Source organism: Devosia equisanguinis, from assembly GCF_900631955.1.
Classification (GTDB): Bacteria; Pseudomonadota; Alphaproteobacteria; order Rhizobiales; family Devosiaceae; genus Devosia; species Devosia equisanguinis.
This window is the reverse complement of the sequence record NZ_UZWD01000031.1, coordinates 73,377-81,779: the sequence shown is the minus strand read 5'-3', so window position 1 is coordinate 81,779 and position 8,403 is coordinate 73,377. Positions and strand designations below refer to the sequence as shown.

Sequence of the window (8,403 nt, the reverse complement as noted above, 5' to 3'; positions counted from 1 at the left end):
GTGGGGGGTGGTTCCGTGACACACTGATGGACCCCCACCCTCATTCCCTCCCCTCAAGGGGGAGGGAGGCGAAAGAGCCCGGAGTTCAGCTCAGCTTGAAAGAATCCGCAGCGCCGGCACCTCGTGCGAGCGCACCAAAAACCAAGAATTAGCCGTCCATCTTGGCGCCGACGACCACGGCGTGCAGGTCGATGAGGCCCACCATGCGGCTGTCATGGGTGACGATGCCGTTGAGCAGTTCGGTGTCGATGGAATTGCCTTCGGGCACGTTGTGGATGTCGTCGCGGCTGACGGTCAGGATGTCGCTGACGGCGTCGACCAGGATGCCGACCCATTTGTCGCCGACGCTCATCACCACCACGACATGGTTCTTGGTGGGCGAGGTCTGGCCGTCGCCGAAGCGGGCGCGCAGGTCGAAGATCGGCACGATGGTGCCGCGCAGATTGATCACGCCGCGTACGAATTCGCGGGTATTGGGCAGGGGCGTCGCCCCGTTCCAGGCGCGGATTTCGCGCACCGTGGTGATCTCCACGCCATAGGTCTGTTCACCGATGGAAAAGGCGATCAGCTGCAGGGTATTTTGACCGGCAATAGCGGTCTTGTCGCCCATGTCGTCCCGAAGACTTAGCGCTTCCATTTTCGAGTACATGCCTTTCTGCCCTTCTGGGCAACTCAACTCAAACTACGCAGGGCCCCGGCTTCGCGGGTGCCCGTAAAACTCGTCAGGCGGCGTTCTGGTGCAGGTGATTGGTGCGCAGGCCCTGCACATCCACGATCAGCGCCACATTGCCGTCGCCCAGAATGGTGCCGCCGGCAATGCCATCGACGCGCTCGAAGTTCTCCTCGAGGCTCTTGATGACCACCTGCTGCTGGCCGATGATATCGTCCACCACCAAGGCCACCTTCTGACTGCCTTCGGTTTCGCACAGCACCACGAAACGCTCGTCAGGCTCGGTCGCGGTGGCCATGGAGAAGCGCTGCGCCAGGTCGATGACCTGCACATATTCCCCGCGCACCTGCAGCACCTTGCCGCCCGAAGGGACGCGCTCGAAATTGGCGCGCGAGCATTGCATGGTTTCCACGATCGAGGACAGCGGCACCACATAGGGAGACTCTCCGACCTTGACCAGCATGACGTCGAGCACGGCCAGGGTCAGCGGCAGGCGCAGCGTCATGCGCGTGCCCTTGCCGGTCCAGCTGCGCACATGCACCGAGCCGCCGATCTTCTTGATGTTGGACAGCACCACGTCCATGCCGACGCCACGGCCCGAAATATCGCTCACTGCCTCGGCGGTGGAGAAGCCGGGTGCAAAGATCAGCTGGTCGATCTGCTCGTCGGTCGGGGTGATGTCCGGAGCGACGATGCCCTTGTCGCGGGCCAGTTTCAGCACGCGTTCGCGATTGATGCCGGCGCCGTCATCCTCGACGATGATGAGGATATTGCCACCGGCCTGTTCGGCGCTGAGCCGGATGGTGCCGGTCTCGTTCTTGCCCGCCGCCAGGCGCTTGTCCGGGGTTTCGATGCCGTGGTCGGCCGAATTGCGGATCATGTGGGTCAGCGGATCGGACAATTGCTCGATCACCGTCTTGTCGATTTCGGTGTTCTCGCCAATGGTCTCGAGCTTGATCTTCTTGCCGGTCTTGGTCGCCAGTTCGCGCGCCAGGCGCGGCATGCGGGAAAAGACCGATTTGACCGGCTGGGCGCGGATGGCCATCACCGAATCCTGCAGTCCGCGGGTGGTCTGGGCCAGGACCTCGAGGCCGCGCACCAGTTCGGTATAGCGGGCGCGCAGCGTCTCATCCATCTGCTGGGTCAGCATGGACTGGGTAATGACCAGCTCGCCCACCATGTTGACGACGCGGTCCACCTTGTCGAGATCGACGCGGATCGACTGGACGCCGGCGCCACGGCCATTGCTCTCCTCGCCATCGCCCGATGCGGGGGCGGCCTTGGCGGCCGGCGGGGCCACGGGCTTGGGTGGCGGCGCCACGGGGGTGGGGCGGATTTCTTCGGCCAGGGCGGCAAAGCTCAGGGCCGGGGCCTCTTCGAACGTGTCGGCCGCAGGGGCTTCGGGCGCCGCTGTTGCCGCTGGCGGCGTAGCCGCTTCCGCCGCGTCGAGCAGGTCGATGATCTCGGGAACGGAAGGGGCGACTTCGTCCTCCGTCAGCGCCATCAGGCTCAGCGACATGTCCTCGATGCCGGCACCGGCCGGACTGGGTGTGTCTTCGATCTCGGCCAGTTCGACCGAGCCGGCCTGGGCCACCACGATATCGCAGTCGCCATCGACGAATTCGAACACTTCGCGGATCGCCGCTTCGCTCAACTCGGGCGAAACCAGGGTGATTTCCCAGGAGCAATAGACCGAGAAGGGATCGAAATCGGCCAGCAGCGGCACCTCGCCCATGACGGCGCGCACGCTCATCTTGCCGAGCAGCGCAAGTTCGCGGAACAAAAGCAGCGGATCGTTGGCGCGCGCATAAAGGGCGCGGTGCGGGGTGAAGCGGATCTCCCACTGGCCCGGCACCGCTGCCATGGGCGCGGCCTCGAAGGCGTCTTCCACCGGCGCTTCCCCGCTCTCGGTGCCGAGGTCGAGATTGACGGCCACGGGGGTGAAGTCGATGTCGAATTCTTCCATGATCTCGCCGTCGAGATCGTCGTCGCCCTTGTCGCCGCGGGCGATGGCGTCGAAGCGGGCCTTTTCTTCCTGGCCGTAATCGGAGGGCAGGTCTTCCCCGGTCTGGGCAGCATTGACGTAGTCGGCGACAATGTCATTGGCGCGGATGCACAGAGTGACCACGTCGTCGGTCAGTTCCACGCGGCCGTCGCGCACATAGTCGAGCAGGGTTTCATAGGCATGGGCAAAGCCCACCAACGCCGAAAAGCCGAAGGCACCGGCGCCGCCCTTGATCGAGTGGATGGCGCGGAACACGGCATTGAGACGATCGCTGTCGCGCTCGCCCGCCTCGATCGCGGCAAACTGCTCCTCAAGCTCGGTCAAGAGCTCGGAGCACTCGTCGAAATAGGTTGCCTTGAAATCGTCGAGATCGCTCATTGCGGCTCGTCCAGCCCTGGCTTGATGGTTAGTGCACGACGCGATGGATGACCGAAATCAGCTTTTCCGGATCGAACGGCTTGACGATCCAGCCCGTGCCGCCGGCGGCCTTGCCCTGGTCGCGCTTGTCCTGGCTGGTTTCGGTGGTGAGGATGAGAATGGGCAGCGAATTGTGCTGGCCGGTGGCGCGCACATTCTTGATGAACTCGATCCCGTCCATCACCGGCATGTTGATGTCGGTGATCACCACATCAACCGTTTCCGATTTGAGGACGTCGAGCCCCTGCTTGCCATCCTCGGCCTGCAGCACCTCGAACCCCGCATTGGACAGGGTGTGGTGCAGCATGGCCAGAATGGTCCGAGAATCGTCCACCGTCAGTACGCGCAAAGTCATTGTTTCATCATCCCCGAAAACTGGGAGCCCAGCCCCAGCCGCTCGATCGCCGTTGTCATGGCGGCGCTCGGCGCTTCAATGGCAAAATCGAAATGGTTCCGCCGCGCAGTCTCGGCGGCGCTGACCAGGAGCAGGAGCGCATTGGTCGACACCCGCTCGACCGCGTCGGCCTTGACGACCACGGATCCAAGTTCAAGAGCGTCGATCAGCCGGTCACGAATGGCATCGATCGCGTCCAGATCGATAATGCCCGGCAAGTCCACTGCTTGATTGATTTGTTGTGCCATAATTATTGGCGTGCCCCCGGAGTCTTTCTCCTCGCGGCATATTCTCCCCCAACGGTTTAAGAAGTGCTAACTATGCCCTGTCCGCAAAGCGGCCAGGCGCGCCAGTGGCGCGACTGGAAGGGCATAGGCCCGAAGAGCTATGCTCGCAGGGCTGGAATGGACCCGAAGGGGCTGAGCGCGCCAGCGCCCTCAGCCTCGCGGGTTCACGGCGAAACGAACTAGTCCCCACCAATCAGCATATTGTCGATGAGCCGCGTGGTCCCCAGATGCGCGGCGACGGCCAGCAGGGCGCCGCGTGCGCCGACGCGGGTGATGGCGCCGAGGCTTTCGGGATCGCGGACGTCCCAATATTGCGGCGCGATGCGGGGGGATTGCGCAAGTATACCCATGCCGATGGCGGCGAGCGCCTGCGCATCGGTCTCGCCGGCGCGATAGGCGACTTCGACGGCAAGCAGGCTCTGGTGGATCAGCGGTGCGGCGGCGCGGTCCTCGGGGGCGAGATAGACATTGCGCGAACTCAGCGCCAGCCCGTCGGCCTCGCGCACGATGGGGCCGCGCCGGATTTCGACCGGCACGTCGAGATCGCGCACCATGCGCTCGATAACTGCGCATTGCTGGGCGTCCTTCTGCCCGAAAATGGCCAGATGCGGCTGCACCAGGTTGAAGAGTTTCAGCACCACAGTGGTGACGCCGTTGAAATGGCCTGGCCGCATGGCGCCGCAGAGTGGGCCGGAAACGAGGTTCTCGACCACCATGGTCGAGGCCCCTTGCGGATACATGTCCTCAACCGAGGGCAGGAACAGGGCATCGATTCCAGCGGCCTCGAGCTTTGCGATATCGGCCTCGATGGGGCGGGGATAGCGGGAGAGGTCCTCGTTGGGGCCGAATTGCAGCGGATTGACGAAGATCGAGACGATGACGATGTCGGCGGCTTCGCGGGCCTGCTGCATCAGGCTGACATGGCCTTGATGCAGCGCGCCCATGGTGGGCACGAAGCCGACGCGCTGGTTCGAAGGCACGGCAGAGCGCCAGGCGCTGAGGGCCGCCTTGTCGCGTAGAATGATGGTCATGCGACGATATCCCAGATCTGGCGCGCGATATCAGCCTTGCTCCCCAGCGCCAGTTCGTGGCGCGAGCCGTCCTTGCCCAGCAATATCCCGGCATTGGTGCCGACGCCGAAGCCGGTCTCGCCGGTTTCGCCCAGCTTGGCCACGGCATTGGCGAAGAGGAAATCGAGCCCCTTGGCTTTGAGCTTGCCCTGACCATGGGCCTCGACATTGTCGGTCTCGGCGGCAAAGCCCATGAACCATTTTCCGGTCGCCGCCTGGCTGAGTGTGCCCAGCACATCGACGGATGGCACGAGATCGAGGGCAATGGCCTCCGAGGCGCGTTTAAGCTTGTTGCTGGCGGGGGCGGCGACGGCATAGTCCATGACGGCGGCGCTCGCCACCACGCCATGGGCGCGGGGCAGGTGCTTTAGTGCCGCCGCCGCCATTTCCTCAGCAGTGCGCACTTCGATGATGTTGAGGCGGTTTTCGGCGCCGCGCGGCGCCACTGGCCGCACCACACCCTTGTCCATGCCCAGCACATAATCCACCACCGCGCCGCGCCGCAGGGCTTCCTCGGCCATGGCCGCGCCCATGCGCCCGGTGGAATGATTGGTGATGTAGCGCACCGCATCGATGGCCGTGGTGGTCGGACCGGCAGTGATCAGAATGGTTTTCCCGGCAAGGTCCGTGCGTTGCGGCAGGACGGCGGCCTCGATGGCGGCGACGATGGTGGCGACGGGAGCCAGCTTGCCGACGCCGACCTCGCCACAGGCCAAAAGCCCCGAGGCCGGTTCGATCACTTGCGCACCGCGCGCGACCAGCGTTGCCAGATGCTGCTGTACGATGGGCTTGTCCCACATCACCGTGTTCATCGCCGGCGCGATGAGCAGCGGTGCTTCGGTGGCCAGCGCCACGGTCGAGGGCAGATCGTCGGCCAAGCCCAAAGCCAGCCGCGCCAGCATATTGGCGCTGGCCGGGGCAAAGACCATGAGATCGGCCCAACGCGCCAGGTCGATATGTTCGGTGCCCGAGACATCGGGCCCGAACACCGCCGAACGGGCCGGCCGCCCGCTCAGCGTTTCCAGCACCAGCGGGCTCACGAATTCGGTGGCGCTCTTGGTCAGCAGGCACTGCACCTGGTGGCCCGCCTTGCCCAGTTCGGAGACCACATCGGCAATCTTGTAGGCCGAGATCGAGCCGGACACGGCGATGAGGATATTGGCCATTATTCGGCCCGCCGGGGCAGGGGGATGGGGCCGCGCTCCGCCTTGGTGTCGGCAATATATTCCCCCACCGCCGCGCTGATCACCGAGGCCACATCGGCCCGCGGCTTGGCAAAGCTGGGCGGCGGGGTGGTGTTGAGCCCGATCAGGTCGTTGATCACCAGCACCTGCCCGGCGCAATCCTGCCCGGAGCCGATGCCGATGGTGGGAATGGTGAGGGACCGGGAAATCTCGGCCGCCAGCACCGGGGTGACGCATTCGAGCACGATGGCAAAGGCGCCGGCGGCTTCCAGCGCCCGGGCCTCTTCGCGCAGCCGATTGGCCGAGGCCTCGTCCTTGCCATGCATGTAATAGCCGCCCATCTGGTGCACCGATTGCGGTGTCAGCCCGATATGGGCCATCACCGCAATGCCGTGACCCACCAGTTTTTCGACCGTGGGCACCATGGCAATTCCGCCCTCGATCTTGACCGCCTCGACCCCGGTTTCCTTCATGACGCGCACCGCATTTTCGATTGCGGTGGCGGGATCGGTAACCGAGCCGAAGGGCATGTCGCAGACCAGCAGCGCCCGCGCAGAGCCGCGCTTGACCGCGCCAGCATGGCGGATCATGTCGTCCAGTGTCACCGGCAGGGTGGTTTCGTGCCCCAGCACCACATTGCCCAGGCTGTCGCCCACCAGGATCATGTCGACCCCGGCGCGATCGACAAGGGCCGCCATGGTGGCGTCATAGGCAGTGAGCATGGCGATCGGCTCGCCGCGCCGGCGCATCGCGGCGATGTCGCGAAGGGTGAGGCGCTTCGTGGGGATCTGGGCCGACATGGCAAGTCCTCCATCTCGACCGGGTCGGCAATCGCCCGGCCTTGTGGGTGTCGAGATAGGGCATTGTGCAACCCGGTTAAAGCCCTTCATTGGTGCTATGCGCCATGGGGGCAACAAAAGCGGGAGAGCTTGATCCCGATCAAAGGCATTCGGGGCTCGAGCCGATAGACCGGTGGCCATGATCCCGAGCCCCGGAACCGCCATGTCCCCGACCACTGCGCAATTGATCGACCGCTATTCGACTGCGGTGCCGCGTTATACCAGCTATCCCACCGCACCGCATTTCCATGCCGGGATCGACACCGCGACCTATGCCAACTGGCTCACCGCGCTGCCCGATGACGCAACGCTCTCGCTTTACCTGCACATTCCTTATTGCGATCGGCTTTGCTGGTTCTGCGGCTGCCACACCAAGCATACCCTGCGCTATGAGCCGGTGGCCGATTACCTCGTGTCGCTGCATCGGGAAATCGACTGGGTGTCCCGGCAATTGGCAGGACGCGGTCGGATCACCGCCATTCACCTGGGCGGTGGCTCGCCGACCCTGCTCACCCCTACCGATCTCCTCGCTCTGAAGGCGCTGCTCGCCGAGCGCTTCACTATCGCCCCCGATGCCGAGATCAGCATCGAGATCGATCCCAATGATCTCGACGATGGCCGTTATGATGCCATGGCCGAATTCGGCCTGAAGCGGGCGAGCCTGGGCGTGCAGGATTTCGATCCCGTGGTGCAAAAGGCCATCAACCGCATCCAGACCTTCGAGCAGACGGCGGCCGTGGTCGAGGCCATGCGCAGCCGCGGCGTGCGCTCGGTTAATCTCGACCTGCTCTATGGCCTGCCGTTCCAGACCGAAACCGGCATTGCCCGCACCATCGAGCAGGCGCTGTCGCTGCAGCCGGATCGGGCGGCGCTGTTCGGTTATGCCCATGTGCCGTGGATGAAGCCGCATCAGAAGATGATCCACGATGCCAGCCTGCCCGGCCGCCATGCCCGCTTTGCGCAGGCGCAGCTGGCCGCCAAGATGCTGGTGGCGGGCGGCATGGCGCCGATCGGCTTCGACCATTTCGCGCTGCCCGGCGACAGTCTGGCCCGTGCCGCCGCCACTGGACAGCTGCGCCGCAATTTCCAGGGCTATACGGATGATGCCGCCAATGCGCTGATCGGGCTGGGCGCCTCGGCCATCGGGCAATTGCCGCAGGGCTATGTGCAGAACATCACCGCCACCGGGGAATACCGCAAGGCCGTCGATGGCGGTTCCGGCGCCATTGCTCGGGGTGTCGCCCTGACCCAGGACGACCGGCTGCGCGGCCATGCCATCGAAACCCTGCTCTGCCATTTTGCCATCGGCCCCGCCGATCTCGCCACCTTCGGCGCGGCCGGAGCGGCGCTGCACGAGGAGCTCCTGGCCATGGCGCGGGTCGACAAGGATGGGTTGCTGGTGCTCGATGGCGAGACTGTCATCGTCACCGATGCCGGCCGCCCCTTCATCCGCACCATCGCCGCCCGGCTCGACGCCTATCTCGACCTCGGCACCGCCCGCCACTCCATCGCGGTCTAGACGGCGGGGCTTGCCAGC

8 protein-coding genes are annotated in these 8,403 nt (G+C 64.8%); 1 reads left to right on the top strand and 7 read right to left on the bottom strand.

Annotated features, from left to right (window positions below; translation table 11 throughout):
• Positions 1–148: 148 nt before the first annotated feature.
• The 7 genes from DEVEQU_RS12775 to panB form a co-directional block, all read right to left on the bottom strand.
• Complete coding sequence (locus DEVEQU_RS12775; protein ID WP_223214213.1) at positions 149–649, bottom strand: chemotaxis protein CheW; 501 nt, start codon at positions 647–649, stop codon at positions 149–151.
• Positions 650–722: 73 nt separating this feature from the next.
• Positions 723–3,053 carry a chemotaxis protein CheA gene (locus DEVEQU_RS12770; RefSeq protein WP_126150975.1) on the bottom strand — a complete coding sequence of 777 codons (2,331 nt, stop codon included), beginning with the start codon at positions 3,051–3,053 and terminating at the stop codon, positions 723–725.
• A 28-nt stretch (positions 3,054–3,081) separates the two neighbouring features.
• Positions 3,082–3,447 (bottom strand): response regulator, encoded by a 366-nt coding sequence (locus DEVEQU_RS12765; protein WP_126150974.1) that lies wholly within the window; start codon positions 3,445–3,447, stop codon positions 3,082–3,084.
• A complete protein-coding gene (locus DEVEQU_RS12760; protein WP_126150973.1) occupies positions 3,444–3,734 on the bottom strand; it encodes an STAS domain-containing protein in 291 nt (96 codons plus the stop codon). Before DEVEQU_RS12760 ends, DEVEQU_RS12765 begins: the two co-directional genes overlap by 4 nt.
• Before the next feature lie 218 nt (positions 3,735–3,952).
• Positions 3,953–4,804, bottom strand: coding sequence for a pantoate--beta-alanine ligase (gene panC, locus DEVEQU_RS12755; RefSeq protein ID WP_126150972.1), 852 nt, complete (start codon positions 4,802–4,804; stop codon positions 3,953–3,955).
• The gene (gene coaBC / locus DEVEQU_RS12750; protein WP_126150971.1) at positions 4,801–6,009 is read right to left on the bottom strand and encodes a bifunctional phosphopantothenoylcysteine decarboxylase/phosphopantothenate--cysteine ligase CoaBC; all 1,209 of its coding nucleotides are present in this window, start codon (positions 6,007–6,009) and stop codon (positions 4,801–4,803) included. The genes panC and coaBC overlap by 4 nt, the downstream gene beginning before the upstream one ends.
• On the bottom strand, positions 6,009–6,827 hold the full coding sequence (gene panB / locus DEVEQU_RS12745) for a 3-methyl-2-oxobutanoate hydroxymethyltransferase (protein ID WP_126150970.1): 819 nt from the start codon (positions 6,825–6,827) through the stop codon (positions 6,009–6,011). The genes coaBC and panB overlap by 1 nt, the downstream gene beginning before the upstream one ends.
• A gap of 202 nt (positions 6,828–7,029) precedes the next feature.
• Between panB and hemN the strand changes: the two genes are divergently transcribed.
• Entirely contained in the window at positions 7,030–8,385 is a 1,356-nt protein-coding gene (hemN, locus tag DEVEQU_RS12740) for an oxygen-independent coproporphyrinogen III oxidase (protein WP_126150969.1), read from the top strand.
• Positions 8,386–8,403 lie beyond the last annotated feature (18 nt).

Bases quoted from the DNA above. Each gene is read 5' to 3' on its own strand.
- DEVEQU_RS12775 (WP_223214213.1), bottom strand. From the start codon at position 649: ATGTACTCGAAAATGGAAGCGCTAAGTCTTCGGGACGACATGGGCGAC.
- DEVEQU_RS12770 (WP_126150975.1), bottom strand. From the start codon at position 3,053: ATGAGCGATCTCGACGATTTCAAGGCAACCTATTTCGACGAGTGCTCC.
- DEVEQU_RS12765 (WP_126150974.1), bottom strand. From the start codon at position 3,447: ATGACTTTGCGCGTACTGACGGTGGACGATTCTCGGACCATTCTGGCC.
- DEVEQU_RS12760 (WP_126150973.1), bottom strand. From the start codon at position 3,734: ATGGCACAACAAATCAATCAAGCAGTGGACTTGCCGGGCATTATCGAT.
- panC (WP_126150972.1), bottom strand. From the start codon at position 4,804: ATGACCATCATTCTACGCGACAAGGCGGCCCTCAGCGCCTGGCGCTCT.
- coaBC (WP_126150971.1), bottom strand. From the start codon at position 6,009: ATGGCCAATATCCTCATCGCCGTGTCCGGCTCGATCTCGGCCTACAAG.
- panB (WP_126150970.1), bottom strand. From the start codon at position 6,827: ATGTCGGCCCAGATCCCCACGAAGCGCCTCACCCTTCGCGACATCGCC.
- hemN (WP_126150969.1), top strand. From the start codon at position 7,030: ATGTCCCCGACCACTGCGCAATTGATCGACCGCTATTCGACTGCGGTG.